Raw genomic sequence first — 25,128 nt, 5'->3', positions numbered from 1 at the left:
GGCGACATCAATATTGACTGTCCCGCCGCTTTCGCTGGCAAGCCAGCTACTACAGGGATCGCATTTCACGCCAGTGTCATGCGCGCATGCTTAAGTTTTCCTTTTTCAGGGAGAACCCCATGAGCGAATTCGACCTCGGTCGCCGTCGTGTCATGCAAGCCGTCGGCGCCGGGCTGTTGCTTCCCGGCCTTGCGCCAGCGGTGATCGCCTCGGTCAAGGACCGTCCGCAACTCACCGATGGCGTGCAGTCCGGCGACTTGCTGGGTGACCGGGCGATGGTCTGGAGCCGCAGCGACCGTCCTGCGCGGATGGTGGTGGAGCACGTTACTCAATGCACACCAACTGCACGATATGGTTCGCGTCTCTCAGTATCTTGCCGGTCCAGGTTTCAAGTGTTTGCACTTGTTCTGGAGAAAGGTCGTAGCCATCAAACTCATCCTCCGGTGTTTGCCAATTCATTAGTTTTGCTAGCTCTTGGTGACGGCTGTTAGGTACTTCCACACTCAGGAGAAGTTCCTCAGTCTGTCTGTCGAAGACCTCTATGACATGCTTCATTTTTCTACTTTCCTTGACGGGTTGGCAGGCTTGGTTTGCTCTCCTGTTTTCGGGTCGTACTCTCCAAGATGTTTTCCTTGCTTGGTGTACATTTCATGCTTCATCTTTCTTTAAATCCAGGTAAGCCCTGAGCTGCCCGCCATTTCTTCACAGTCTGTGTGATGCCTTCAGCTGATTCATCAGCACCGTCTTCTGGGTAGAAAATTAGGTCTGATCCAGCCGGATGCTCACTGATCTTTTCAAAGTGGAACACTAAAGTGTCTACTTCATTCTCAGTCCCATCGTGGCTGATGATGCTCTGAAGCAAAGCCACGAATTCGTTTTCTGTGTAATCACTGAGTTTGTTTTTCATGGTTTTTGCCGATCTTCCTTGTGTATTTCAACGTGTCGTTTGGGCGTCATTACGCGAAGGTTATCAATATCGAAAACAGCGCCGCCATGCTGGATACGCTCAATGTGATGTATTTCGTAGCGAGCATTCCCCCCGTTCTGTTCGGACTTCGGTGCAAACGGCGAGTTGCCACTTAATACGAAGCTTTGGTTGGTGGTTTTGAACTGGCGGAGCAACTCGGGATCGTTTCCAATGGCAGTCCAAAATGCCTTCCTGAAAGCGTCGAAGTCTCTAAACGTTTGTCCTCTTAACTGATCCGCAATCCGCGTTGGAATTGGGGCGCCTAGGCCGGTGCCAGCCCCTGCAAGCCAGACCCCCGACACATCTTCGCCCACACCTGTGACGACCCCGGAGTCATACCGGGCGCTGAGCACGATGTAGATTGGCTCAAGCCCCGCATCGGCAGGAAACCAGATGATTGCATCCTGATACTCGGGCGGATGCTCGGGGTTTACCAGTATCTTGTTGGCTTGTTCGGTGGGCGGGTACACCCATATCGTCGGCAGTGGCGGGGCGCCTTCCAGTGCTGGGATTCTCGGTACATCGTCAGGATTAGCCGCTGGCGTCCAGGTCAGGCCGATGCCGTTGCCGATGTCGGCGACAAACTTTTCACCTTGCTTTGTTGCCTGGATGACCGGGACGAATTCCCAGTCTTTTTTCCCTCCGGTGTAGACGCCGTAAGCGCTGACGGAACCATCGGGCAGTGTCTTCATGTTGATGCGTACACGGGTTCGTCCCGCATCGAGCTCCGCGTACTGCTCTTTCTTGTAGAAGGCGCTATCGGGCGAAAGGCTGGTGTTCGGCATCAATAGCGCCACTGTCCCGACTGCGGTGCCAGCCGCCACCGAGCCTGTCAGAGCGAGGGCAAGCGAACCGCCAAGCCGTTGGGCGAGGGCGCCGCCCGTGGCCGAGCCGGCCACCCATTTGAGCGGTATGCCTTCGGCGGTGATCGCTGCGCCGGTGCCCAGCACGGCCCACAATCCGTAGTCGGCCAGTCTTTCGAGCGGGACGAACCCGGTCGAATTTTGGTGGTTGATGACGCCATCAGGGAGGTTGCAGCTTTTGGCGAACACGCAACCCTTTTCAGAAGTGTGTCTGTCATGGCTACTCGCCTTTGAATCCCGGCAGTCCCTGAGTCGCTCGCCAATTCTTCACAGTCTGTGTAATACCTTCATTTGAGCTGTCCGCGCCTTCTTCAGGATAGTAAATGAGGTCAGTTCCATCAGGATGCTCTGTAATCTCGCAAAAATGGTTTAACAAAGGATCGAAAGTCTCGTCCGGTGCATTCTTGTTCGCGGCCCGAATTTTTTGCATGAGTTGAATGAACTCAGTTTCGGTGTAATCAGTGAAGTTCTTTTTTTCAAGATCAGTCCCTAAAACCCGGCAAGTTTTTGGAAATGCAGTAGTCATTGATTATCTGCACTACTCCCTTCGGCGAATCATCTGCTCCTTCCTCTGGATAGAACAACAAATCGCTACCCGAAGGGTGCGGCACGATCTTGTTGAAGTGTTCCACCAACTCCCCCCGGTCTTCTTCTGTCCCGGCATTGTTGATAGCACCAATCAGGGCTATGAATTCCTGTTTGGTGTAGTCGGAAAGATTGCTCTTAATTTCCATTACTCAGTCTTTCTGTGTAGGTCGATATGACGCCTTGGTGTGACAGCTCGCAGATTGTCAACATCGTATACGGCGCCACCATCCTTGATTAGTTCTATGTGGTGTAGCCCGAAGGCAACTCGTTTTCCGGCATGTTCGATTTTGGGTGCGGCAGGGGCCAAGCCGTTCACTGTCCTGAGGGCTAAACGACGTTGCGTCGTTGCCTACAACTACGCCAGAATTCGCCGGCTTGTGAGCCTTTACCTGTGAATTGGTGATGGATATATATACTCCTTCAGGGCTTTGGGTCTCTTCGGCGGAAAACGACTCGGAGCTGAAGCTCACTCAGCAGCCGGCAAAACTACTTTGTCTGGCTAGCGTGGGGGGCTGTCCCGTTTACTGAACCCGCACCTGTACTTCGCCAGATCCTCATTCAGCTCAACCCGGGCCAATATTGCCACTTGAGGTCACTCGCTTCTGAAACCCGGCAAGCCCTGAGCTTCACGCCATTCTTTGAGAATCTGAATGATTTCTTTCGCTGAATTTTCAACGTTGTTTTCTGGGTAAAAGATCAAGTCTGATCCTGCTGGATGACCAACAACTTTTTTGAAGTGAAAGATAAGCTTGTCCTCTTGCGCTTCATCATTGGAACCGAATTTGATTTCATTGATGAACTCGATGAATTCAGCTTCTGTGTAGTCGGATAGCTTGCTCTTCAATTCCATTCACTTGCTCTCATTATGGGTTTGAATATGTAGTGTTGGCGTCATGACTGAAAGGTTATCTACGTTGTAAACCTCACCACCGTTCTTGATGTGTTCAATATGGTGAATCTCAAATCTCATTCGGTCTCCTGCATGCTCGGATTCGATTGCTATCGGGGCTTTGCCTTGGGAGATTTTCCTTTGATTATCTAGACAGAATTGATCTCGTAGTACCGCGTCGTTCGAAACTTCAAGCCAAAACGCAGCCCTGAAAGCGTCGAAGTCTCTAAACGTTTGTCCTCTTAACTGATCCGCAATCCGCGTTGGAATTGGGGCGCCTAGGCCGGTGCCAGCCCCTGCAAGCCAGACCCCCGACACATCTTCGCCCACACCTGTGACGACCCCGGAGTCATACCGGGCGCTGAGCACGATGTAGATTGGCTCAAGCCCCGCATCGGCAGGAAACCAGATGATTGCATCCTGATACTCGGGCGGATGCTCGGGGTTTACCAGTATCTTGTTGGCTTGTTCGGTGGGCGGGTACACCCATATCGTCGGCAGTGGCGGGGCGCCTTCCAGTGCTGGGATTCCCGGTACATCGTCAGGATTCGCTGCTGGCGTCCAGGTCAGGCCGATGCCGTTGCCGATATCGGCGACAAACTTTTCACCTTGCTTTGTTGCCTGGATGACCGGGACGAATTCCCAGTCCTTTTTCCCGCCGGTGTAGAAGCCGTAAGCGCTGACGGAACCATCGGGCAGTGTCTTCACATTGATGCGCACACGGGTTCGTCCCGCATCGAGCTCCGCGTACTGCTCTTTCTTGTAGAAGGCGCTATCGGGCGAAAGGCTGGTGTTCGGCATTAATAGCGTCACTGTCCCGAGCGCGGTGCCAGCCGCCACCGAGCCTATCAGAGCGAGGGCAAGCGAACCGCCGAGCCGTTGGGCGAGGGCGCCGCCCGTGGCCGAACCGGCCACCCATTTGAGCGGTATGCCTTCGGCGGTGATCGCTGCGCCTGTGCCCAGCACGGCCCACAATCCGTAGTCGGCCAGTCTTTCGAGCGGGACGAACCCGGTCGAATTTTGGTGGTTGATGACGCCATCAGGGAGGTTGCAGCTTTTGGCGAATACGCAACCGTTAAGCTGCGAATCGGGCTTTGTGTCGATGGCGTCCTGTTGTTTTTTTTGATGTCTCTCCCAACGGGCATTGGCGTCCAGTGCATGCTTTTTGTTCTTGGCGGATACCGCTGCACTGGCGTCCTGGAAGGCTTGGATCTGCTCCCTGGTGGGTTGTCGCGTTGGGGCGGGCAGAAAGTCCGGGGATTCCGGGAAACCGAGCTTTTTCATCAGCGCTTCTTTGTTCGTCCTTGGACAATCCCAGCGTGTAGCCGGGTTTTGCCACGACCTTACCCGGATCGCTCAGGCGCTGGCGGTAGGACGTTTCCGAAATACGGCGCTGAAATTTCCTATTTCATGTTGTTGCTGGAGAGGGAGGGTAATTGCTTGGGTTCGGCTGTGGGCCGGCACTTGGCGCCGAAAACCGCGATGCTTTGCATCAAAATGCCGTTGTCCTGAGGGCTACACGACGTTGCGTCGTTGCCTACAACTACGCCAGAATCCGCCGGCTTGTGCGCCTTGGGCCTGGGTTCTATCGTTTCCCGGTCGCTGAAAAACAGCGATCGGGTTTGGTAGCCCGAGTTTGCGAAGTGCACAGCTCCATAATTTGCAGTGATTTTTCGTCTCTGCTTTTATGGTGGTCATGCACAGGGCGCCTTTGTGCGCGCCGGTTCCTCGCATCCCGGTCTACCAACCTGCGCATGGCCGCCACCTTCGTTTGGTAGCGAAAGGTGATGGCTCCTTTTTATGATGGGAGGAGTTTCATCTATGTTCAAACCAACACCTAATCCGCCGGACACCGATCCGGCGTCCCCGCACGAAAGCCTCGATTCAAAAAAAACCAACGATGCCGCCGAGCGTGCGCTCGATTACTACCTCAATCCGTCCGCCAACATCATGGCCACGCCGCGAAAACCCAGCACCCTGTTCACCATCAACCCGGAACTCGATACTGAAACCCTGTTGGCCCACGCTTGCGAGTCGCTGGCCTCGGCCAATGTCATGGCCAGTGATCTGGCAGGGTTTCTGGAGGGGACGCATCGCAATACCCTGCTGGGCATCGCTCAAGTCATCATGCTCGGTGAGTTGGCGGTTAACCGGGCGCTGGATAATCTAGACCCTCAGTAGTCGCTCGATCGTTCCCACGCGTGGGAACGATCATCCAGGTCAGACACCTAACCCTTGTGGGAGCGAGCCTGCTCGCGAAGGCGGCCTGTCAGTGAAGTGGATGTTGACTGACACGGCGCCTTCGCGAGTAGGCTTGCTCCCACAAGGGATCTGCGGTGTTGGCAGGTTTTTGTGTCATGTGTGGGTCACACGGCCATGCTTTAGTTTTCCTTTTAAAGGGAGAACCCCATGAGCGAATTCGACCTCGGTCGCCGTCGTGTCATGCAAGCCGTCGGCGCCGGCCTGTTATTGCCTGGCCTGGCGCCAGCGGTAATCGCCTCGGTCAAGGACCGTCCGCAACTCACCGATGGCGTGCAGTCCGGCGACCTGCTGGGCGACCGGGCGATGGTCTGGAGCCGCAGCGACCGTCCTGCGCGGATGGTGGTGGAGTGGGACACCCGCAGCCTGTTCAGCAACCCCCGTCGATTCGTCTCGTCCTTGGCCGATGCCCGCACCGATTTCACCGCCCGGGTCGAACTCAGCGGCCTGCCCGCCGATCAGGCGATTTTCTATCGCGTGTATTTTGAAGACGCCCAAAGCGGTGTCGCCAGCGAACCCTGGTTCGGTCACCTGCGCAGTGTCCCTCAGGCCCGCCGCGACATCCGCTTCGTCTGGAGCGGCGACACCGTCGGCCAGGGGTTCGGCATCAACCCGGACATCGGCGGCATGCGCATCTACGAAGCCATGCGTTTGCGCCTGCCGGACTTTTTTATCCACAGCGGCGACTCCATCTACGCCGACGGCCCGGTGCCGGCGCAGCTGATGACTGAGAGTGGGCGCGTGTGGCGCAATCTCACCAGCGAAGCCAAGAGCAAAGTCGCCGAGACCCTCGACGACTATCGCGGCAATTACCGCTACAACCTGATGGATGAAAACATCCGTCGCTTCAACGCCGAAGTGCCGCAAATATGGCAGTGGGACGACCACGAAGTGGTGAACAACTGGTCACCGGGCAAGCAGTTGGACCAGCGCTACAACCACAAAGATATCCACAGCCTGGTGAGTCGCGGGCGCCAGGCCTGGCTGGAATATGCGCCGATGCGGTTGCAGGGCGCCGATGGCGGTGGGCGGATTTATCGCAAGCTCGGTTACGGCCCGTTGCTCGATGTGTTCGTACTCGACATGCGCAGTTATCGGGGGGCGAACGACGATAATCTGGGTGCCGCCAAACCCTTCCTTGGACGTGAACAACTGGATTGGCTCAAGCGTGAACTGAAAGGCTCCAGTGCCCAGTGGAAAGTCATCGCCGCCGACATGCCGATCGGCCTCGGTGTCTCTGACGGTGAAGTCAGCCCAGGGGTCTCGCGCTGGGAAGCGGTGGCCAATGGCGATCCGGGACCGGCCCAGGGGCGCGAACTGGAAATTGCCGAACTGCTGGGTTCTCTGCGCGTACAGCAGGTGCGCAATGTGGTCTGGCTGACGGCGGACGTGCATTACTGCGCGGCCCATCACTACCACCCGGATCGCGCGGCGTTTCAGGACTTCGAGCCGTTCTGGGAGTTTGTCGCCGGACCGTTGAATGCGGGGAGTTTCGGCCCTGATCCACTGGATAAAACCTTTGGCCCGGAAGTGGTGTTCGAAAAGGCACCACCGACGCAGAACGCCTCACCCTTTGCCGGGTTTCAGTTTTTTGGCGAGGTGAATATCGATGGGCAGACGGGGGAGATGAGCGTGGTGTTGCGGGATCTGGATGGGGTGAGTGTGTTTGAGCAGAAGCTGCAGCCAGTCTGAGAGGTATCAGCAAGCCGACACCGGATCAATGTGGGGCTTGCTCGCGAATGCGGTGGGTCAGTCAACATCTCTGTTGAATGTTAAACCGTATTCGCGAGCAAGCCCGCTCCCACAGGGATTGTGGGGTGTCAGTAGACGTCGCGGCGGTAACGGCCTGCCTCGATCAGGCGGTCGACCGCTTCGATTCCAAGCACTTCGTTGAGCACGTGATCCACTCCTGAAGCCATCCCCTGCAAGCTGCCGCAGATGTAGATGACTGCGCCATCCGCCAGCCATTTCTTCAACTCTTCGGCTGACTCGCGCAGTCGATCCTGCACGTAGATCTTCTCGGCCTGATCCCGCGAGAACGCCAGGTCCAGCCGCTCCAGATCCCCCGAAATCAACCATTCTTCCAGCTCATCGCGACACAGATAGTCATGCTCGCGATTGCGCTCGCCGAACAACAGCCAATGACGCTGCTGCCCATCGGCGATGCGCGCCTTGAGCAGGCTGCGCAGCCCGGCCAGCCCGGTGCCGTTGCCCAGCAAAATCATCGGCACCGGCTCGGTCGGCAGATGGAAACCGCTGTTGCGCCGTACCCGCAGGCTGATAGTGCTGCCCACCGGCACGTGTTCGGTCAGCCAGCCGGAGCCGATGCCGAGCGTGCCGTCGGGGTGCAGTTCCTGGCGCACGATCAGTTCCAGTACGCCATCGGCGGCAATCGAGGCGATGGAGTATTCGCGCATGGCCAACGGCACCAGGGCGTCCACCAGCGCTTGCGCGTGCAGACCGACCAGATGGGCCCGGTTCTGGGGCAACTGGCGGCTGGCCAGGGCTTGCTCCAGCGGTTGCGACAGGTCATCGAGCGTCACCGTGGCTCGACCGTCGATGCCCAGGCCATCGAGGAAGTGCTCGATCGCCCACGGGCAATTGCGCGGCAGCACTTCCACCAGGTCCCCGGCCAGCCAGCTGCTGGTGGTGGGGGCGGCGAGGCCCAACAGGTACACACCCGAAGCGCTGCTGTCAGGGTTGAGCAACTCCCGGCGGATCAGGGTCCAGTGGTCATAGCCGGGCGCTTGCCAGGTGTCCATGGGCGCCTGTCCGGTCACCAGGCCGAGTTGCTGCTGCCAGTGACGCAAGGCGTAAGGGTCGCCGCTGTCGACTTCCACCGGGGCGAACAGGGTCTTGCCGCCGTGCTCGCCCAGCCAGGTGTGCAAGCGTCGGGCGAAACCGCAGAAGTGTTGGTACTGCCGATCACCGAGACCGAGCACCGCATAGTTCAGGCGCTCCAGGCTCGGCGCCTGGCCCAGCACGTTGCGTTCGAAGCCCCGGGCGCTGTCCGGCGCTTCACCGTCGCCGAAGGTGCTGACCACGAACAGCGCGTTGCTGGAATCGCGCAGATCCTGCTCGCTGACCTGCGCCAGTGGCTGAACCTTCACCGGCAGGCCGGCGGCCTGCAATTGCCCGGCGGTCTGCCACGCCAATTGCTCGGCAAACCCGCTCTGGCTGGCGAAGCCGATCAACCAGGCCGGCGCATGGCTGTCCGATTGCGCGAGGCCTTTGCGGGCGTCCTTGATCTGCTTTTTCTTGCGTCGACGATCGAGGTACAGCAACCAGCCCGTGACAAAGAACAGCGGCATGGTCAGCGCGCTGAGCGTCAGGATGATCCGCCCGACAATGCCGAAGTAGCTGCCGACGTGCAGCGCATAAATGCTGGTCAGCAACTGCGCCTTGAGGCTCTTGTCGCTGTAGCGGTCATGGCGTTTGACGATGCCGGTGGCCGGATCGAGGCTGATCTGGTTCAGTGCCCGGTCATGGGGTGAACTGTTCAACAGGTAGAACACGGTGGCCGGTTGCCCGGCCACTGGCGGCATACGAATGTTGTAGGTACTCAGGGCCGGGCCGGCGGCGCTGTAGATGCTGCTCCACATCGCGGCGTAATCGGCGGTAGGCGCCGGGCCGGCGGGTGCAGGACCACGGCCGCCGCGGACACGCTCGTTTTGTGGCGAATCGGACAGCAGCCGCGTCAGGCCCTTGTTGTACCACTCATAGGACCAGGACAACCCGGTCAGCGCCGCCAGGAGGTAAAACACCAGGCACCAGGTGCCCGCCACCGAGTGCAAATCCCAATTGAAGCTGCGACCTTTTTTCTTCCAGTCGAGGGTCAGCCAGGCACGCCAGCTGTTCCACTGGCGCGGCCACCGCAGGTAGAGGCCGGACAGGCAGAAGAACACCAGGATCAGCGTGCAGGCGCCGGTGATCTGCCGGCCGGTGTCACCCATGGCGAGGAAGCGGTGCAGTTGCAGCATGAAGCCGAAGAAGTCCTGGCCGGTGACGTCGCCCATGAATTCGGCGGTGTACGGGTTGAAGTAGCGCATCTCGCCACGGCGTTCGCCCGGCGGCGGGGTAAAGGACACCCGCGCGGCATTGCCGCTGTCGGTCTCGACCCAGATCATCGCGACTTTCTTGCCCGAGGCGCCTTCGATTTTTTCCACCAGCTCGGCGGGTGGCAGGACGCCGGCGACCTGCTTCTCGACCTGCAACACAGTCGGGTTCAGCACGCTCAGGATTTCATCCTGAAACGATACCGTCGCCCCGGTGACGCCCATCAGGGCCAGGACCAGCCCGGCGCTGATGCCGAAAAACCAGTGCAACTGGAACAGGGTTTTCTTCAACACGTCGCTCGCCTTGTTCGTTCGAAAATAATCATCACGGCGCGCATTATGCCGTGGGTTGTCGAGAAGCATTCTTTTTTACGCACAAAGGCCCCGTTCATCTGGATGAACGGGGCCTGGTCCAGCGCCGATACTGTAGGAGCGAGCTTGCTCGCGACAAACTCGAGGACGACGCGAGGTATCAGGTTTCCCGCGTCATCGTTGACGACCTTCGCGAGCAAGCTCGCTCCTACAGGTTTCTATCAGAAGTGGAAGTTGGTGCTCAGCAACGCGGTACGGCCTGCCGCCTGGTTGGCGAAGTGGGTCGAGAACGCTTTGTCGTAGTAGGTTTCGTCGGTCAGGTTTTGCACGTTCAGCTGCAGGTCGACGTTTTTGGTCAGCTTGTAGGCCACCATGGCGTCGTAGCGAACATAGTCATCGACCATGGTGGTGTTGGCCACGCTGCCGAATACGTCGTCGACGTAGAACGCACCGCCACCGACGGTCAGCTTCGGCGTGACCTGGTAGGTCGTCCAGAGGCTGGCGCTGTTTTTCGGCGTGTTAGGCAGTTGGTTGCCGTCGTTGGCTTTGTTTGCCGGCAGGTCGCCACCATCGATTTGCTCGCTGTCCATGTAGGCATAACCGGCGAAGACTTGCCATTTGTCGGTGATCTTGCCGGTGGCCGACAGTTCGATACCTTGAACGCGGGTTTTGCCGGCGTTTTCAAAGGACGTGGTGTCGACTTGTACCCGGGCGTTGTCTTTCTCGGTGCGGAAGATATCGGCAGTCAGGGACAGACGATCGTTCAGCAGGTCCCACTTGGTGCCGATCTCGTAGTTCTTGGTGGTTTCCGGCTCCATGTCGCTGCTCAGCAGGTTGCCGCTGCGATCCGGAGTGCCGCTCAGCGGGTTGCCTTCCTGACCTTCACCCAGGGTGTTGCCCGGTGGTGTGGCGGAAGTGGCGAACGAGGCATAGATGCTGCCGTTTTCAGCAGGCTTGTAGATCACGCCGAACTGCCCGGTGACGAATTCGCTGGTGTCGTCGCCCTTGGCCGTGGTGTTGCCGGCCGCGGTGTAGGTTTTGTACTTGGTGTCGAAATGGTCGTAACGCAGACCCATGTTCACCAGCCACTGCTTGGACAACTCCAGGGTGTCGAACACGTACAGCGCGCGGGTGGTGCTGGAGGTGTCGGTGCCGGCGTAGTTGCGCGAAATAGCACCGTTCCACGGGTCGTTCGGGTTCGGACTGGACAACGAGGTGCAGTTGTAACCGCTTGGCGCGCCGATCAGGGCCGGGGTGCAATTGGTCGTGGCCACTGCGGGGGTGCCAGGCGTGGTGTCGGTGTTGACGTTGTACGAGGATTTTTCGCTGTCCTCGTGGCTCAACTCGATACCGGTGGAGAAGTTGTTCTTGAAGCCGGCGATGTAAAACTCACCAAACAGGTCGGTCTGGTTGGTGGTGGTCTCGGTGTTGCTGACACGGGTGTTGGCCCGGCGCCACACGCTGCCGTTGTTGACGTTGCCTTTGCTGTCGTCCGGCTGGGTCAGGATGTAATCCTGCATGCTGCTGCCGTGGCGCAGGGTGTTCTTGACGGTCAGCGCGTCGTTCAGGTCGTGCTCGATGGCGAAGGTCGCGGTGTCGGTGCGGCCCTTGCGGAAATCGCGGTCCAGACCGTAGAAGTTGCTGTCGTCGCCACCGGCGTAAGGCTTGTCCGGGTTGGACTTGGTGCGGGCGGCAGCAAGGCCGGTTGGAATGGTGTACGGAATGCCCGAATCCGGCGTGTCGTTACTTTCCAGGTGGTAGTAATCGAGGTTCACCCGAGTGTCGGTGCCCAGGCCGAACGCCAGGGATGGCGCGATGCCCCAACGGTCGTAATCGACCTTGTCCCGGCCGGCGACGTTGCTTTCGTGGCTCATCAGGTTCAGACGGCCGGCGGCGGTGTCGGTGAACTGGTAGTTGCCGTCGAAGGTGTAGCGCTGGGTCTGGTCCGAGCCCCAGGTGAAACCACCGTCGAGCGAGTCGCCCAGGTGTGCTTTCTTGCTGACCAGGTTGATGCTGCCACCGGCGGCGCCACGGCCGCCAATGGCGGAGTTCGGGCCCTTGCTGACTTCGATCGACTCGACGGCGAAGATCTCGCGGCTCTGCGAACCGGTATCGCGCACGCCGTCCAGGTAGGTATCGCCCTGGGCATCGAAACCACGAATGAATGGACGGTCACCCTGGGGGTTACCGCCTTCACCGGCACCAAAGGTGATGCCTGGAACGGTGCGCAGCGCGTCCTGCATGTTGAGGGCGCCGGTGTCCTTGAGGACTTGTTGCGGGATGACAGTGACCGAGCGCGGGGTGTCTATCAGCGGCGCGGTGTACTTGGGCGAGGAGGCTTTCTCGACCTGGTAGGACGTCGCGTCCTGAGCCTCGCCGGTAATGGCGGTAGCATCCAGGGAAATCGCATTGTTCGGCGCTTTCTCGTCGGTCTTCTCAGCAGCGAAAACCATATGGCCAGCAGAGCCGGCAGTGATCGCCACGCCAATTGCAGACGCGAGCAAACGCGGTGAACTGACCGGTAATTGTGAGTATTGGCGTGACATGAACATTCCCCTCCCCAAGGATTTGAGGCCGCGGAATATAGGGTAAACAGGTATTTGTATCAATTGCGAAACATTACTATTCGCACTGAATTTACATTCTTTACAATTTAACCTTACGGTTTTTGATGTTTCATTCGTCGCCAGGGTTTTACACAGGCAATAAGAATCAATACCATTGCCATCCTTTTGCCTTCAGGTGTTTCCCCCATGTTGCTGCACATTCCCGGGCTGTTCGCTAAAGAAGAAGTGCGGCGCATCCGCGAGGCTCTGGAGCAGGCCGATTGGGCGGATGGCAAGATCACTGCCGGTTATCAGTCAGCAAAAGCCAAGCACAATCTGCAGCTGCCTGAAGGGCACCCACTGGCCAAGGAAGTGGGCGCGGCGATGCTGGAGCGGCTGTGGAAAAATCCGCTGTTCATGTCGGCCGCGTTACCGCACAAGGTCTTTCCGCCCTTACTGAACTGTTATACGGCCGGCGGCAGTTTCGACTTCCATGTCGACAACGCCGTGCGCCAGCCAAAGAACAGCATCGAGCGGGTACGCACCGATCTGTCGGCGACGCTGTTTTTCAGCGAGCCCGACGACTATGACGGCGGCGAGCTGGAAATCCAGGACACCTTCGGCACCCAACGGGTCAAGCTGCCCGCCGGCGATATGGTGCTGTACCCCGGCACCAGTCTGCACAAGGTCAATGCCGTCACCCGCGGTACGCGTTTTGCCTCGTTCTTCTGGACCCAAAGCCTGGTCCGCGAAGACAGCCAGCGCGCCTTGCTGTTCGAGATGGACGGGGCGATCCAGCAGTTGACGCAAGACATGCCCGACCATCCTTCGCTGATCCGCCTGACCGGCACTTACCACAACCTGCTGCGCCGCTGGGTTGAGGTGTAGGTCATGAGTTATCAATTGCGACGGGAGGAAGTGCTCGATGGCGACCGGCTGAAAGCCATGCTGGAGGAAAGTCCTGCACGCGCGGCCCAGGCGATTCTGATCGCCGCCCGCGAAGGTGTGCTTGATGCCCAGGCGCTGTTGGGGCAGATCCTCCTGGACGGCCAAGGCATCGAGCAGGATCAGCCACTGGCCGTGCGCTGGTTCGAGATTGCCGCGCAGCGTGGGCACTTGATGGCGCGCAACATGCTCGGCCGTTGTCATGAACATGGCTGGGGTTGCAGCGCCGACGCCTCGACTGCCGCGAAGCATTATCGTGCCGCCGCCGAAGCCGGACTGGATTGGGCGATGTACAACTACGCCAACCTGCTCGCGACCGGACGCGGAGTGGTCGAGGATCCGCTGCAAGCGCTGAACCTGTATCGCCACGCGGCCGAGCTGGGCCATGCGAAGTCGATGAACCTGTTGGGACGATACCTGGAAGAAGGGCAGGTGTGTCCGGCAGATCCGCAGACCGCACGCGATTGGTATCGACGCTCGGCGATCGGCGGTGATTTTCGGGGACAGTTCAGTTACGCCGCTGTGCTGGCGGATGAAGGCCAGATTGAAGAGGCGCTGGTCTGGTTGCGCAAGGCGCTGGCGGGCGGCAATCTGAATTTTTTGCGGGTCGCGAGCAAAGCTTTGTTGAACGCAACCGATCAGCAGATTCGCGCCCTTGCAATCGACTATGCCCGGCGCCACGCCGAACTCGAGCAAGAACACCACCCCCTGTAGGAGCCGGCTTGCCGGCGAAGGCGGCCTTGAGTCTTGCACCGCCCCTGAAGACGCCTTCGCTGGCAAGCCAGCTCCTACAGGGGCGGCGGTGTATTCCAGATATAAAAAAGCCCATGACGCGTCATGGGCTTTTTGATTCCAGCGTAGAGCGCTTACACGTAGAACGATTTCAGCGGCGGGAAGCCGTTGAATTCAACCGCGCTGTAACTGGTGGTGTAGGCACCGGTCGACAACCAGTACATACGATCACCAATGGCCAGGTTCAGCGGCAAACCGTACTTGTAGTTTTCGTACATGATGTCGGCGCTGTCGCAGGTCGGGCCGGCGATAACCACTTCTTCCATTTCGCCTTTCTTCTCGGTCCAGATCGGGAACTTGATGGCTTCGTCCATGGTTTCGATCAGGCCGGAGAATTTGCCCACATCCGTGTACACCCATCGCTCGACGGCGGTACGGGATTTACGCGCAACCAGCACCACTTCGCTGACCAGTATGCCGGCGTTGGCGATCAGCGAACGGCCCGGTTCCAGGATGATTTCCGGCAGGTCGTCACCGAAGTCTTCCTTGAGGAAACGGATGATTTCTTCGGCGTAGGTTTCCAGGCTGTTGGTGCGGGTGATGTAGTTGGCCGGAAAGCCGCCGCCCATGTTGATCAGCTTGAGTACGATGCCGTCTTCTTCCTTCAAGCGCTCGAAGATCACTTTGACCTTGGCGATCGCCGCGTCCCAGACGCTGATGTCGCGCTGTTGCGAGCCGACGTGGAACGAGATGCCGTAAGGCACCAGGCCCAGGTCACGGGCGAGGATCAGCAGGTCCATCGCCATGTCGGTCTGGCAGCCGAATTTGCGCGACAGAGGCCAGTCGGCGGTCGTCGAGCCTTCGGTGAGGATGCGCACGTAGACTTTCGAGCCCGGTGCGGCCTTGGCGATGTTGCGCAGGTCGGCTTCGGAGTCGGTGGAGAACAGGCGCACGCCTTTCTCGTAGAAATAACGGATGTCTTTGGATTTCTTGATGGTGTTGCCGTAGCTGATACGGTCGGCGCTGACGCCGCGGTCCATCACCTTGTCCAGCTCATAGATCGAGGCGATGTCGAAGCTCGACCCCTTGTCTTTCAACAGGTCAATGATCTCGACAGCCGGGTTGGCTTTTACCGCGTAATAGACTTTGGCGAATTCGAAACCGGCGCGCAGGTCATCGTAGGCCTGGCTGATCATCGCGGTGTCGATCACCACGAACGGGGTTTCTTGCTTGTCGGCGAACGCCTTCATTTTGTCAAAGGTGGCGCGCTCGAAATAATCTTCGACGTTGATCGACATGCTGGAGACTCCTAAGGGCAAACTGAAATTAACAATGGGTGCAAATGAACGTCCTCCGTATCCCCACTTTGGTTCGCCTACTTCCCAAGGCATGTCGCCGAAAGCAAAAAAGGCCACGGGAGGCGGTGCTTACCCTTGGCCTTGCTGTCTCGTCGTCAGTACTTGAGCCGGATGGATCGTTTCCAGCATGGACGTTCGGCGCGAACTTTAGGGCGTGAGGGGCTCGAGATCAACAAAAAATGTCGCGTTATTGCACGCTTCCGTCGTGCGGTCCCGGACATCTACTGATGTAACGGACCTGCATGACAGTGTGATGTTCCCGTAGGAGGGAGATTTGAGGTGTTTCAGGCGGGATTTGTGGTGCCCCATTCGCGAGCAAGCCCGCTCCCACAGGGTTTCTGGTGTACACAAATTTTGTATACGGCGGAACCACTGTGGGAGCGGGCTTGCCCGCGAAGGCGTCAGGTCAGGCGACCGCAGCCTCGGCAGGCGAAACAATGCTGGTCTTGCCGCCACGGGACTTACCGGAGCTCAGGTACTCGGCAATCGATTCCTGGGTCACTTCACCGAGGAACACCCGCTCGGCATCCATCACCGGCAGCCACGAACGGTTGAACTCGTACATGCGCGACAGCAGGATGCGCAAATGTTCGTCGTACGCCGCGGTGGCGTTGAACTCGCGCCGGTATTGCGCGCAAGTGCCGGTCTGACGGTGCAGGTCGCGACGTCGTACATAACCGAGCGCCTTGTTCTCGGCATCAGTCACCACCACGTAACGACGGTCCAGTTCATCCATCAGTTCCAGCGCATCCGCCACCGGGGTTTCCGGGCTCACCGACGGGGCGTTGTCCGCTGCGTCTTCGGCCTTCACCAGCAACAGGCGCTTGAGCGTGCTGTCCTGGCCGACGAAGTTGCTGACAAAATCGTCCGCCGGGTGCGCGAGCAAGGTGTCCGGATGGTCGATCTGCAGCAGCTTGCCAGCGCGGAAGATCGCGATCTTGTCGCCCAGCTTGATCGCTTCGTCGATGTCATGGCTGACCATGATCACCGTCTTGTTCAGCGCCCGTTGCATCTCGAAGAATTCGTTCTGGATCATCTCGCGGTTGATCGGGTCGACCGCGCCGAACGGTTCATCCATCAACAACAGCGGCGCATCGGCCGCCAGCGCACGAATCACGCCGATCCGCTGCTGCTGCCCGCCGGACAGTTCGCGCGGGTAGCGATTCAGGTACTGCTTGGGTTCCAGCTTGATCATGCTCATCAATTCGCGGGCACGGTCATGGCATTTCTGCTTGTCCCAGCCCAACAGGCGCGGAACGATGGTGATGTTTTCCTCGATGGTCATGTTCGGGAACAGACCGATCTGCTGGATCACATAACCGATGTTGCGGCGCAGGGTCACGGCGTCGAGGTCGGTGGTGTCTTCGCCGTTGATCAGGATCTTGCCCGAGGTCGGCTTGATCAGGCGATTGATCATTTTCAGCGTGGTGCTTTTGCCGCAGCCCGATGGCCCGAGGAACACGCAAATCTCGCCTTCATTGACGGTCAGGCTGACCGAGTCCACGGCTTTCACATCTTTGCCGTTGCTTTGGAAGGTCTTGCTGAGGTTTTGAAGTTCGATCATTTCAGGAGTCCTTTTGGAGTCAGCGTGCGTTGCAGCCATTGCAGAAGCAGGTCGGCGAAGATGGCCAGGAGACTGACCAGCACGGCGCCGACGATCAGCATCGACATGTCGCTGCGGCTGATTGAAGCGAGAATAAGTACACCGAGGCCACCGGCGCCGATGGTCGCGGCGATGGTCATGACGCCAATGTTCATGACCACGGCGGTGCGCACACCGGCGAGGATCACCGGCACGGCAATCGGCAGTTCGACCATGCGCAGGCGCTGGCCAAAGGTCATGCCGATGCCGCGGGCGGCTTCGCGAATGCCGGGTTCTACACCGGTCAGGGCGAGGTAGGTGTTACGCATGATCGGCAGCAGCGAGTACAAAAACACGGCGGTGATCGCCGGCATCGGGCCCAGGCCCTGGCCGAACTTCGAGTAGAACGGCAGCAGCAGGCCGAACAGGGCAATCGACGGCACGGTCAGCAGCACGGTGGCGCTGGCTTGCAAGGGGCCGGCGAGCGTCGGGAAGCGCGTCATCAGGATGCCCAGCGGCACGCCGACCAGAATCGCCAGGGTCACGGCGATGCCGACCAGGGTGATGTGCTGCCAGGTCAATTGCGCGACCTGCGCCCAGTCGAGATGGGAAAAGGCGTTCAGAAATTCCATGTCTTTTCCTCCTTAGTTGAGTGGGTGCTGGCGCAGGAAATCTGCGGCAACGGATGAAGGGCTTTCGTGGCCGACATCGACCCGTGCATTCAGCGCACGCATGGTGGCGTCATCGAACAGCTCGGCCAGCGGTTTGATGTCTTCCGCCAGTTTCGGATGGGCGTCGAGGTAAGCCTGACGCACCACCGGTGCGGCGGTGTAGTCCGGGAAGTAATGCTTGTCGTCTTCCAGCAACTTGAGCTTGAACGCGTTCAAGCGACCGTCGGTGGTATAGACCAGGCCGGCAAACACCTGACCATTGCGCAGGGCGGTGTAGACCAGCCCGGCATCCATCTGGCGGGTGTTTTTACGGGTCAGGTTCATGCCGTAGAGGTCGACCATGCCGGCCAAGCCGTCGGAACGATTGGCGAACTCGGTGTCCAGGGCGACGAGGTGGTTGGTCTTCGCCTCAGCCTGCAGCACCGTGTTCAGCTCGCTGATGGTGTTGATCTGCGGATAAGCCTTCGCGGTGCTTTCCGGCAATGCCAGGGCGTAGGTGTTGCTGAACTTCGACGGGGTGAGCCAGATCAGGCCTTTTTTCGCGTCGAGTTCTTTCACCCGGGCGTAGGACTGAGCGCTGTCGAGTTTGTCGGTGATGTGGTTGTAAGCCACCAGCGACACGCCGGTGTATTCCCATATCAGGTCCAGTTGGCCGCTTTCCTGGGCGCTGCGGGCGAGGTTGCTGCCCAGACCGCCGGTCACCCGGGTGTCGTAACCCTTGGTGCGCAGGTACTGGGAGGTGATTTCGGCGAGCAGGGTTTGTTCGGTGAACACCCGGGCGCCGATGCGGATCACGGGTTTTTCAGCGGCTTGGGCAAATCCTGCGAACAGCAGGGCGCAGCCTAGTAACAAGCTAAGTCTTTTCATGATTATTCCTTTGCCGAGGCTTAAGACGGGCGCAGCCCGCGTTCGAGCCAGAGGCGGCTGGCAAGTGTCACCAGGCCGTCGAGCAGCAAGGCCAGCAGGGCGGTGCAGGCCGCGCCGAGCATCAGTTGCGGCTGATTGTTCAGGGCGATGCCAGGGAAAATCAGGCTGCCCAGGCTGTTGGCGCCGATCAGGAACGCCAGGGGTGCGGTCCCCACGTTGATCGCCAGTGCCACGCGCACGCCACCGATGATGATCGGCACGGCGTTCGGCAGTTCGACCCGCCACAGCACCTGGGTCGGTGTCATGCCGATGCCGACGGCCGCTTCCTTGAGCGAACCCTGGACGTTTTTCAGGCCTTCATAGGTGTTGCGCACGATCGGCAACAGCGAGGCGAGGAACAGGGCGAAGATCGCGGGGCCGCTGCCGATGCCGAGGATGCCCAGGGCGATGGCCAGTACGGCGAGAGGCGGCACGGTGTTGCCGATGTTGAAGATCTGCATGAAGCGTTCGGCGCGTCCAACCATGGTCGGGCGGCTGAGGAAAATGCCGGCGGGTATGCCCACAACAAGGGCGGCCAGCATGGAAACGAGGACAAGAATCAAATGAGCTTGCAGGTAAAACAACAAATCGTCGCGGTAATGTTCGATCGTGTTGATGCCAATCCAATGGACCAGCAGGGCCAGGAGGGCGACGACAACCGCACCTCCTATCAGCCCTTTGCCATAGCGAATAGCCACAGGCGGACTCCTTTTGTTCAGTCGGCGGACGCAGTCCCGTGTGGCATGCCATTCCTGGCTGCCGGGAAAACAACGTTCGCGAGAAGCAGCTCTTCATGCCGAGCGCTTTCCCCTGTAGGAGCTGGCTTGCCAGCGAAGGACGTCAACGATGACGCGTTCGGTCTGAATGAACGCATTGGTCTGGACGTTTTTCGCGAGCAAGCTCGCTCCTACAGAGGGGAAAACGTACGGTTTATCGAGCCATAAGCGCAGCCTCGTCAGGCTAACTTGCTGATTTTTCAACCCTGACGAATAGTCGTAACAGGGGAGTGGACGCCTCCACGGTCTGAAAGGTTCCCATCTGAAGCAGCATTTGGCCACCCCTAATGTGCTCAACGGTTCGGTTATTGACTCAAGTTGGGCTATAATCTGCGCCCTTTTTTGAATCACCTGCCAGGCGATTTCCCATGACCAAACAGGCCGCCGAAGTCGCGAAACGCCGCACTTTCGCCATTATTTCCCACCCCGATGCCGGTAAGACCACCATCACCGAGAAGCTTTTGCTGATGGGCAAGGCGATTGCGATTGCTGGCACGGTGAAGTCACGCAAGTCCGACCGCCATGCCACCTCCGACTGGATGGAAATGGAAAAACAACGGGGTATTTCCATTACCACGTCGGTCATGCAGTTCCCGTATCGCGACCACATGATCAACCTGCTCGACACCCCGGGCCATGAAGACTTCTCCGAAGATACCTACCGCACCCTGACGGCGGTGGACTCGGCCTTGATGGTCCTCGACGGCGGTAAAGGTGTTGAGCCACGTACGATTGCGCTGATGGACGTCTGCCGTCTGCGTGATACTCCGATCGTCAGCTTTATCAACAAACTCGACCGTGACATCCGCGACCCGATTGAACTGCTCGACGAAATCGAAGCGGTCCTGAAGATCAAGGCGGCGCCGATCACCTGGCCGATCGGTTGCTACCGCGACTTCAAGGGCGTTTATCACCTCGCCGACGACTACATCATCGTCTACACCGCGGGTCACGGCCACGAACGTACCGATGTGAAAATCATCGAGAAACTCGACTCCGACGAAGCCCGCGCGCACTTGGGCGACGAGTACGATCGCTTCGTCGATCAGCTGGAACTGGTACAGGGCGCCTGCCACGAATTCAATCAACAGGAATTCCTCGATGGCCAACTGACCCCGGTGTTCTTCGGTACTGCATTGGGCAACTTCGGTGTCGATCACGTGCTCGACGCGGTGGTCAACTGGGCGCCGAAACCGCTGGCCCGTGTGGCCAACGAGCGCACCGTGGAACCGGTTGAAGAGAAATTCGCCGGCTTCGTGTTCAAGATCCAGGCGAACATGGACCCGAAACACCGCGACCGTATCGCCTTCATGCGCATCTGCTCCGGCAAGTACGAAAAAGGCATGAAGATGCGCCACGTGCGCACCGGTAAAGACGTGCGGATCGGCGACGCGCTGACGTTCTTCTCCTCCGAGCGTGAGCAGCTGGAAGAAGCGTTTGCTGGCGACATCATCGGCCTGCACAACCACGGCACCATCCAGATCGGCGACACCTTCACCGAAGGCGAAGTCCTGGGCTTCACCGGCATCCCGCACTTCGCCCCGGAACTGTTCCGTCGCGTACGCCTGCGTGACCCGCTGAAATCCAAGCAACTGCGCCAGGGTTTGCAGCAACTGGCGGAAGAGGGCGCCACGCAGGTGTTCTTCCCGACGCGCAGCAACGACATCATCCTCGGCGCCGTCGGTGTGCTGCAGTTCGATGTGGTCGCCAGCCGTTTGAAAGAGGAATACAAGGTCGAGTGCTCCTACGAGCCGATCACTGTCTATTCCGCGCGCTGGATCGATTGCAGCGATAAGAAGAAGCTCGAAGAGTTCCAGATCAAGGCGGTGGAAAACCTCGCCATCGACGGCGGCGGTCACCTGACCTACCTGGCCCCGACCCGGGTCAACCTGGCATTGATGGAAGAGCGCTGGCCGGACGTGAAATTCCGCGCGACGCGTGAGCATCACTAAGCGCTGATTGGTTACATCCAAAACCCCGTGGCGAAAACTGCGGGGTTTTTTTGTGTCGCAAACAAAAGATCAAAAGATCGCAGCCTTCGGCAGCGCAGGGGTATCGCGAACATCTTGCAGGAGCAAGCTTGCTCGCGATGGAGTGTCAGCTAAGCAGATGTTGACTGACCCACCATCGCGAGCAAGCTCGCTCCTACAGGGGCATCTAACGCCTGTTAAATAACCATTCGCCATAGAGATTATGCAAAACCATTCTCTGCATCCATGGCATTTCCCGGCGATCATCAACGTCCTGGTCTGAGAACCCGCTCGATCGCAACTGAATCTCGCACAAACGCCACGGCATCCGGGTTCGCCGCGGGCAGGAGGGAATCGGCTATGGGCATGTTTATACGCGTTGTGTTGTTGCTGAAGGTGTTGGTGCTGCTGTCCCTCGGTTCGTCGGCGGCGTGGGCGGAATGTCAGGACCATGAAAAGCAGGCCTGGAATTGGCAGGGCACGCAGGGCGAGACGATGATCGCCAAATCCGAATCTGAGCCCGGTGACCAGGGCCAGGCTGGTAGCGCGGGCGATGACGATTCGATGGACGGTGACGAGGGCGAGGACGACAGCCAGACGTGAAACGCAGGCAAAAGAAAACCTCTTCTACCTCGACTGATGTGCAATCGCGGTGGAAGAGGTTTGGTTAACCCTTGACCCTAGGTGAAACGCAGTCCCTGTAGGAGTGAGCTTGCTCGCGAAAGCGGTATGTTCAGTCGATACTTTCATTGACTGATCCTCCACCTTCGCAAGCAAGCTCGCTCCCACAGTTTTTTTGTGTCGATTCCAGATTTGCTTATGCCGCGCCGTCGAGGAATTGCTCGGCGTAGTGGCACGCTACCTGCCGGCTGTCCAGCAGGCGCAGGGCCGGCTCTTCAGTGCTGCAGCGCTCGGTCGCGTACGGGCAGCGCTTGTGGAAGGCGCAGCCGGACGGCGGGTTCAGCGGGTTGGGCAGTTCGCCGACGATCTTGATCTTCGGCTTGTCCGGGTCCGGGTGGATGGTCGGCGTCGCCGACAACAGCGCCTGGGTGTAAGGGTGCAGGGGACGGGTGTAGATGTCTTCCTTGGGGCCCATTTCCACCGGACGGCCGAGGTACATCACCATCACGTGATCGGCCACGTGTCGCACCACTGCCAGGTTGTGGGAGATGAACACGTAAGCGGTGTTGAACTCCTGCTGCAGGTCCATGAACAGGTTCAGCACCTGGGCCTGGATCGATACGTCCAGCGCCGAAGTCGGTTCGTCCGCCACCAGCACTTTCGGTTGCAGCATCATCGCCCGGGCCAGGGCGATCCGCTGGCGCTGACCACCAGAGAACATGTGCGGATAACGCTGGTAGTGCTCGGGACGCAAGCCCACCTGCTTCATCATCGCCTGGACTTTTTCACGGCGCTCAGCCGCTGAAAGATTGGTATTGATCAGCAGCGGTTCGGCCAGCTGATCACCGACTTTCTGCCGCGGGTTCAACGAGGCGTACGGGCTCTGGAACACCATCTGCACGTCTTTGCGCAATTGCTTGCGTTGGGCCTTGTCGGCGCCGGCGACTTCCTGCCCGGCGATTTTCAAGGAGCCGGAGGACGGCTCCTCGATCAGGGTCAGGGCACGGGCCAGGGTGGATTTGCCGCAACCCGATTCGCCGACGACGGCGAGGGTCTTGCCGGCTTCCAGTTCGAACGACACACCGTTCAGGGCACGCACGGTGGCGTGGCCCTTGAACAGGCCCCGGGACACTTCGTAGTGACGGGTCAGGTTGCGGGCGGTAAGTACGACGGCCATTACGCCACCTCCTGATTCAGCGGGTAGAAGCAGCGGGCGAGGCTGTTGCTTTTCGGGTCAAGGCCCGGACGTTGCGTGCGGCAGTTGTCCTGCACGTACGGGCAGCGCGGCGACAGCAGGCAGCCTTGCGGACGGTCGTAACGACCGGGAACGATGCCCGGCAGGGTCGACAGGCGCGCGGCCCCGAGGCTGTGTTCCGGAATCGCTTTGAGCAGCGCTTCGCTGTACGGGTGGGCCGGGATGTCGAACAACTGTGGCACCTGACCGACTTCGACCGCTTGCCCCGCGTACATCACGCACACACGCTGGGCGGTTTCGGCCACGACCGCGAGGTCGTGGGTGATCAGCACCAGGCCCATGTTCTGTTCTTTCTGCAGGGCCAGCAGCAGGTCCATGATCTGCGCCTGAATGGTCACGTCCAGCGCAGTGGTCGGTTCGTCTGCGATCAGCAGTTTCGGTTCGCCGGCAATCGCCATGGCGATCGCAACGCGCTGGCTCATGCCGCCGGACAGTTGATGCGGGTAGGCGTTCATGCGGCTGGCGGCGCCCGGGATTTCAACTTTTTCCAGCAGCTCGATGGCGCGGGCGCGGGCTTGCTTGCCGGACATTTTCAAATGCAGGCGCAGCACTTCTTCGATCTGGAAACCGACGGTGTAGCTCGGGTTCAGCGCGGTCATCGGGTCCTGGAAGACCATGGCCAGGTCTTTGCCGACGATTTGCCGACGCTGGCGGTTGCTGAGCTTGAGCATGTTCTTGCCGTCGAAATTCAGGGCGTCGGCGGTGACGATCCCCGGATGTTCGATCAGGCCCATCAACGCCATCATGGTCACGGACTTGCCGGACCCCGACTCGCCAACGATGGCCAGCACTTCGCCCTTGTCCACGGTGATATCGAGCCCGTCGACCACCGGAACGGCGTTCTTGTCGCCGAAGCGAACGTTGAGATTCTTGATTTCCAACAGTGACATGTGAATCTCCTCAGGCGGCGTTCTTGAGTTTCGGGTCCAGCGCATCGCGCAAGCCGTCGCCCATCAAGTTGATTGCCAGCACGCTGAGCAAAATGGTCAAGCCAGGCAGGCTGACGACCCACCAGGCGCGTTCGATATAGTCGCGAGCCGAAGCCAGCATGGTGCCCCACTCAGGGGTTGGCGGTTGTACGCCAAGGCCGAGGAAGCCCAGTGCCGCGGCATCGAGAATCGCCGAGGAGAAGCTCAAGGTGGCCTGAACGATCAGCGGCGCCATGCAGTTGGGCAGCACGGTGACGAACATCAGGCGCGGCAGACCGGCACCGGCCAGGCGCGCGGCGGTCACGTAGTCGCGATTCAATTCGCCCATCACCGCGGCGCGGGTCAGACGAACATAGGACGGCAACGAAACCACGGCGATCGCGATGATGGTGTTGATCAGGCCAGGGCCGAGGATGGCGACAATCGCCACGGCCAGCAGCAGGGACGGCAGGGCCAGCATGATGTCCATCAGCCGCATGATGGTCGGACCCAGAATGCGCGGGAAGAACCCGGCGAACAGCCCCATCAGGATCCCGGGGATCAGCGACATCACCACCGACGACAAGCCGATCAGCAGGGACAGGCGCGAACCGTGGATCAGCCGCGACAGCAGGTCGCGCCCCAGTTCATCGGTGCCGAGCAGGAACTGGATCTTCCCACCTTCCAGCCAGGACGGCGGGGTCAGCAGGAAATCGCGGTATTGCTCGCTCGGGTTATGCGGGGCAACCCACGGCGCGAAGATCGCGCAGAAAATGATCAGCAGCATGAACATCAGGCCGGCAACGGCGCCTTTGTTGCGGGAGAAGGCGTGCCAGAATTCTTTGTACGGCGACGGGTACAGCAGGCTTTGATCGACTGTTACCGCTTGATTTGAAGTTGAAGCTGGAGTGGTCATGGTCATGAT

23 protein-coding genes and 2 pseudogenes are annotated in these 25,128 nt (G+C 59.3%); 7 read left to right on the top strand and 18 right to left on the bottom strand.

All coding sequences use genetic code 11. From position 1 onward, the window contains the following. Positions 1 to 119 precede the first annotated feature (119 nt). Positions 120 to 320: pseudogene (locus ELQ88_RS30020) on the top strand (alkaline phosphatase); the annotation flags it as partial. Between the two features lie 231 nt (positions 321 to 551). On the opposite strand, the gene ELQ88_RS30010 reads toward ELQ88_RS30020, so the two are convergent. From ELQ88_RS30010 to ELQ88_RS29975, 8 genes and pseudogenes are all read right to left on the bottom strand, one after another. Continuing rightward, positions 552 to 647: a colicin E3/pyocin S6 family cytotoxin gene (locus ELQ88_RS30010; RefSeq protein ID WP_228761577.1), complete on the bottom strand. Its 96-nt coding sequence runs from the start codon at positions 645 to 647 to the stop codon at positions 552 to 554. Positions 648 to 655: 8 nt separating this feature from the next. Continuing rightward, a complete protein-coding gene (locus ELQ88_RS30005; protein WP_138969125.1) occupies positions 656 to 907 on the bottom strand; it encodes a bacteriocin immunity protein in 252 nt (83 codons plus the stop codon). Continuing rightward, positions 904 to 2,025 (bottom strand): annotated as a pseudogene (locus tag ELQ88_RS30000) (S-type pyocin domain-containing protein); the annotation flags it as partial. The gene ELQ88_RS30005 and the pseudogene ELQ88_RS30000, both read right to left, overlap by 4 nt. 25 nt (positions 2,026 to 2,050) lie before the next feature. After that, positions 2,051 to 2,356: a bacteriocin immunity protein gene (locus tag ELQ88_RS29995; RefSeq protein WP_138969123.1), complete on the bottom strand. Its 306-nt coding sequence runs from the start codon at positions 2,354 to 2,356 to the stop codon at positions 2,051 to 2,053. Next, entirely contained in the window at positions 2,313 to 2,564 is a 252-nt protein-coding gene (locus ELQ88_RS29990) for a bacteriocin immunity protein (RefSeq protein WP_138969122.1), read from the bottom strand. The genes ELQ88_RS29995 and ELQ88_RS29990 overlap by 44 nt, the downstream gene beginning before the upstream one ends. Next, entirely contained in the window at positions 2,564 to 2,734 is a 171-nt protein-coding gene (locus ELQ88_RS35080) for an HNH endonuclease (RefSeq protein WP_138969121.1), read from the bottom strand. Before ELQ88_RS35080 ends, ELQ88_RS29990 begins: the two co-directional genes overlap by 1 nt. Positions 2,735 to 3,010: 276 nt before the next feature. Next, complete coding sequence (locus tag ELQ88_RS29980) at positions 3,011 to 3,268, bottom strand: bacteriocin immunity protein (RefSeq protein WP_138969120.1); 258 nt, start codon at positions 3,266 to 3,268, stop codon at positions 3,011 to 3,013. After that, complete coding sequence (locus ELQ88_RS29975; protein ID WP_138969119.1) at positions 3,269 to 4,591, bottom strand: S-type pyocin domain-containing protein; 1,323 nt, start codon at positions 4,589 to 4,591, stop codon at positions 3,269 to 3,271. A 537-nt stretch (positions 4,592 to 5,128) separates the two neighbouring features. Between ELQ88_RS29975 and ELQ88_RS29970 the strand changes: the two genes are divergently transcribed. Together ELQ88_RS29970 and ELQ88_RS29965 are read left to right on the top strand one after the other, a co-directional pair. Continuing rightward, entirely contained in the window at positions 5,129 to 5,488 is a 360-nt protein-coding gene (locus tag ELQ88_RS29970) for a DUF6124 family protein (RefSeq protein WP_138969118.1), read from the top strand. Between the two features lie 228 nt (positions 5,489 to 5,716). Continuing rightward, positions 5,717 to 7,258, top strand: a complete 1,542-nt coding sequence (locus ELQ88_RS29965) for an alkaline phosphatase D family protein (protein WP_138969117.1) — start codon at positions 5,717 to 5,719, stop codon at positions 7,256 to 7,258. A gap of 128 nt (positions 7,259 to 7,386) precedes the next feature. Here ELQ88_RS29965 and ELQ88_RS29955 read toward each other — a convergent pair whose 3' ends face one another. Both ELQ88_RS29955 and ELQ88_RS29945 read right to left on the bottom strand, forming a co-directional pair. After that, positions 7,387 to 9,915, bottom strand: a complete 2,529-nt coding sequence (locus tag ELQ88_RS29955) for a sulfite reductase flavoprotein subunit alpha (protein WP_138969116.1) — start codon at positions 9,913 to 9,915, stop codon at positions 7,387 to 7,389. A 239-nt stretch (positions 9,916 to 10,154) separates the two neighbouring features. Then, positions 10,155 to 12,479, bottom strand: a complete 2,325-nt coding sequence (locus ELQ88_RS29945; RefSeq protein ID WP_138969114.1) for a TonB-dependent siderophore receptor — start codon at positions 12,477 to 12,479, stop codon at positions 10,155 to 10,157. 207 nt (positions 12,480 to 12,686) lie between these two features. On the opposite strand from ELQ88_RS29945, the gene ELQ88_RS29940 reads away from it, so the two are divergent. Continuing rightward, positions 12,687 to 13,367, top strand: coding sequence for a Fe2+-dependent dioxygenase (locus ELQ88_RS29940; RefSeq protein WP_138969113.1), 681 nt, complete (start codon positions 12,687 to 12,689; stop codon positions 13,365 to 13,367). Positions 13,368 to 13,370: 3 nt separating this feature from the next. Then, the gene (locus ELQ88_RS29935; protein WP_138969112.1) at positions 13,371 to 14,138 is read left to right on the top strand and encodes a tetratricopeptide repeat protein; all 768 of its coding nucleotides are present in this window, start codon (positions 13,371 to 13,373) and stop codon (positions 14,136 to 14,138) included. A gap of 152 nt (positions 14,139 to 14,290) precedes the next feature. Here ELQ88_RS29935 and ELQ88_RS29930 read toward each other — a convergent pair whose 3' ends face one another. The 5 genes from ELQ88_RS29930 to ELQ88_RS29910 form a co-directional block, all read right to left on the bottom strand. Next, complete coding sequence (locus ELQ88_RS29930) at positions 14,291 to 15,454, bottom strand: type III PLP-dependent enzyme (protein ID WP_064679767.1); 1,164 nt, start codon at positions 15,452 to 15,454, stop codon at positions 14,291 to 14,293. A gap of 466 nt (positions 15,455 to 15,920) precedes the next feature. After that, positions 15,921 to 17,078: an ABC transporter ATP-binding protein gene (locus tag ELQ88_RS29925; protein ID WP_138969111.1), complete on the bottom strand. Its 1,158-nt coding sequence runs from the start codon at positions 17,076 to 17,078 to the stop codon at positions 15,921 to 15,923. Then, positions 17,075 to 17,728, bottom strand: a complete 654-nt coding sequence (locus ELQ88_RS29920; RefSeq protein ID WP_064679765.1) for an ABC transporter permease — start codon at positions 17,726 to 17,728, stop codon at positions 17,075 to 17,077. Before ELQ88_RS29920 ends, ELQ88_RS29925 begins: the two co-directional genes overlap by 4 nt. A gap of 12 nt (positions 17,729 to 17,740) precedes the next feature. Further along, the gene (locus ELQ88_RS29915; protein ID WP_138969110.1) at positions 17,741 to 18,634 is read right to left on the bottom strand and encodes a glycine betaine ABC transporter substrate-binding protein; all 894 of its coding nucleotides are present in this window, start codon (positions 18,632 to 18,634) and stop codon (positions 17,741 to 17,743) included. A gap of 20 nt (positions 18,635 to 18,654) precedes the next feature. Beyond that, positions 18,655 to 19,371, bottom strand: coding sequence for an ABC transporter permease (locus ELQ88_RS29910; protein ID WP_128871943.1), 717 nt, complete (start codon positions 19,369 to 19,371; stop codon positions 18,655 to 18,657). A gap of 446 nt (positions 19,372 to 19,817) precedes the next feature. Here ELQ88_RS29910 and ELQ88_RS29900 point away from each other — a divergent pair, with 446 nt between their 5' ends. Together ELQ88_RS29900 and ELQ88_RS29895 are read left to right on the top strand one after the other, a co-directional pair. Continuing rightward, positions 19,818 to 21,401 (top strand): peptide chain release factor 3, encoded by a 1,584-nt coding sequence (locus ELQ88_RS29900; RefSeq protein ID WP_131062973.1) that lies wholly within the window; start codon positions 19,818 to 19,820, stop codon positions 21,399 to 21,401. Positions 21,402 to 21,779: 378 nt separating this feature from the next. Next, a complete protein-coding gene (locus tag ELQ88_RS29895) occupies positions 21,780 to 22,022 on the top strand; it encodes a hypothetical protein (RefSeq protein ID WP_138969109.1) in 243 nt (80 codons plus the stop codon). 214 nt (positions 22,023 to 22,236) lie between these two features. On the opposite strand, the gene ELQ88_RS29890 is transcribed toward ELQ88_RS29895, so the two are convergent. The 3 genes from ELQ88_RS29890 to ELQ88_RS29880 are packed head-to-tail and all read right to left on the bottom strand — an operon-like array spanning position 22,237 to position 25,119. Further along, positions 22,237 to 23,217, bottom strand: coding sequence for a peptide ABC transporter ATP-binding protein (locus ELQ88_RS29890; protein WP_064679758.1), 981 nt, complete (start codon positions 23,215 to 23,217; stop codon positions 22,237 to 22,239). Beyond that, positions 23,217 to 24,185 carry an ABC transporter ATP-binding protein gene (locus tag ELQ88_RS29885; RefSeq protein ID WP_128873041.1) on the bottom strand — a complete coding sequence of 323 codons (969 nt, stop codon included), beginning with the start codon at positions 24,183 to 24,185 and terminating at the stop codon, positions 23,217 to 23,219. The genes ELQ88_RS29890 and ELQ88_RS29885 overlap by 1 nt, the downstream gene beginning before the upstream one ends. Before the next feature lie 10 nt (positions 24,186 to 24,195). After that, positions 24,196 to 25,119 carry an ABC transporter permease subunit gene (locus ELQ88_RS29880; protein ID WP_138969597.1) on the bottom strand — a complete coding sequence of 308 codons (924 nt, stop codon included), beginning with the start codon at positions 25,117 to 25,119 and terminating at the stop codon, positions 24,196 to 24,198. Between the last annotated feature and the right edge of the window lie 9 nt (positions 25,120 to 25,128).

The organism is Pseudomonas sp. MPC6, from assembly GCF_006094435.1.
GTDB lineage: Bacteria > Pseudomonadota > Gammaproteobacteria > Pseudomonadales > Pseudomonadaceae > Aquipseudomonas.
Note: the sequence above shows the minus strand (reverse complement) of the source record. Positions and strands in the feature narration are given on the sequence as shown.

Bases quoted from the DNA above. Each gene is read 5' to 3' on its own strand.
- ELQ88_RS29885 (WP_128873041.1), bottom strand. From the start codon at position 24,185: ATGTCACTGTTGGAAATCAAGAATCTCAACGTTCGCTTCGGCGACAAG.
- ELQ88_RS29890 (WP_064679758.1), bottom strand. From the start codon at position 23,217: ATGGCCGTCGTACTTACCGCCCGCAACCTGACCCGTCACTACGAAGTG.
- ELQ88_RS29940 (WP_138969113.1), top strand. From the start codon at position 12,687: ATGTTGCTGCACATTCCCGGGCTGTTCGCTAAAGAAGAAGTGCGGCGC.
- ELQ88_RS29925 (WP_138969111.1), bottom strand. From the start codon at position 17,078: ATGATCGAACTTCAAAACCTCAGCAAGACCTTCCAAAGCAACGGCAAA.
- ELQ88_RS30005 (WP_138969125.1), bottom strand. From the start codon at position 907: ATGAAAAACAAACTCAGTGATTACACAGAAAACGAATTCGTGGCTTTG.
- ELQ88_RS29935 (WP_138969112.1), top strand. From the start codon at position 13,371: ATGAGTTATCAATTGCGACGGGAGGAAGTGCTCGATGGCGACCGGCTG.
- ELQ88_RS29975 (WP_138969119.1), bottom strand. From the start codon at position 4,591: ATGAAAAAGCTCGGTTTCCCGGAATCCCCGGACTTTCTGCCCGCCCCA.
- ELQ88_RS29920 (WP_064679765.1), bottom strand. From the start codon at position 17,728: ATGGAATTTCTGAACGCCTTTTCCCATCTCGACTGGGCGCAGGTCGCG.
- ELQ88_RS29970 (WP_138969118.1), top strand. From the start codon at position 5,129: ATGTTCAAACCAACACCTAATCCGCCGGACACCGATCCGGCGTCCCCG.
- ELQ88_RS29995 (WP_138969123.1), bottom strand. From the start codon at position 2,356: ATGACTACTGCATTTCCAAAAACTTGCCGGGTTTTAGGGACTGATCTT.
- ELQ88_RS29880 (WP_138969597.1), bottom strand. From the start codon at position 25,119: ATGACCACTCCAGCTTCAACTTCAAATCAAGCGGTAACAGTCGATCAA.
- ELQ88_RS29990 (WP_138969122.1), bottom strand. From the start codon at position 2,564: ATGGAAATTAAGAGCAATCTTTCCGACTACACCAAACAGGAATTCATA.
- ELQ88_RS30010 (WP_228761577.1), bottom strand. From the start codon at position 647: ATGTACACCAAGCAAGGAAAACATCTTGGAGAGTACGACCCGAAAACA.
- ELQ88_RS29980 (WP_138969120.1), bottom strand. From the start codon at position 3,268: ATGGAATTGAAGAGCAAGCTATCCGACTACACAGAAGCTGAATTCATC.
- ELQ88_RS29895 (WP_138969109.1), top strand. From the start codon at position 21,780: ATGGGCATGTTTATACGCGTTGTGTTGTTGCTGAAGGTGTTGGTGCTG.
- ELQ88_RS29900 (WP_131062973.1), top strand. From the start codon at position 19,818: ATGACCAAACAGGCCGCCGAAGTCGCGAAACGCCGCACTTTCGCCATT.
- ELQ88_RS29915 (WP_138969110.1), bottom strand. From the start codon at position 18,634: ATGAAAAGACTTAGCTTGTTACTAGGCTGCGCCCTGCTGTTCGCAGGA.
- ELQ88_RS29930 (WP_064679767.1), bottom strand. From the start codon at position 15,454: ATGTCGATCAACGTCGAAGATTATTTCGAGCGCGCCACCTTTGACAAA.
- ELQ88_RS29945 (WP_138969114.1), bottom strand. From the start codon at position 12,479: ATGTCACGCCAATACTCACAATTACCGGTCAGTTCACCGCGTTTGCTC.
- ELQ88_RS29965 (WP_138969117.1), top strand. From the start codon at position 5,717: ATGAGCGAATTCGACCTCGGTCGCCGTCGTGTCATGCAAGCCGTCGGC.